Source organism: Arthrobacter sp. GW460-12-1-14-TSB2 (assembly GCF_059423525.1).
Map to the genome: position 1 here is coordinate 52,244 of NZ_JBWKYC010000019.1, position 307 is coordinate 52,550.

The 307-nt window shown below is 65.5% G+C and carries 1 protein-coding gene; it reads left to right on the top strand.

Features of this window, described 5'->3' with window-relative positions; genetic code table 11:
* Nucleotides 1–230: hypothetical protein (locus AC07YR_RS19055; RefSeq protein WP_494734887.1), on the top strand; the 230-nt coding region annotated here is incomplete at its 5' end.
* Nucleotides 231–307 lie beyond the last annotated feature (77 nt).

Genomic DNA, 307 nt, shown 5'->3' on the forward strand with positions numbered 1-307 from the left:
ACCTGGATGCCGACGCCAGCCTGGATGCTGCGGCCTCCGCGGTGTCTGAGAGTTCAGTTGTGAACGACGGCCACGGCACCTGGAGTGAGGGTTCCACTGAGGACAGTGTTGTTTCGGACCTGAACGCAGGCCTGGGCCTGAACTTGGATGCCGACGCCAGCTTGGATGCTGCGGCTTCGGCGGTGTCTGAGGGTTCGGTTGTGAACGACGGCGGAAGCGGCCTCCTGTAACCATGCAAGTGTGTCTCCAGCCGTGAACATGGCTGACTAACGGAGTCGGGGGGGGGGGGGGGGGGGGGGGGGGGGGG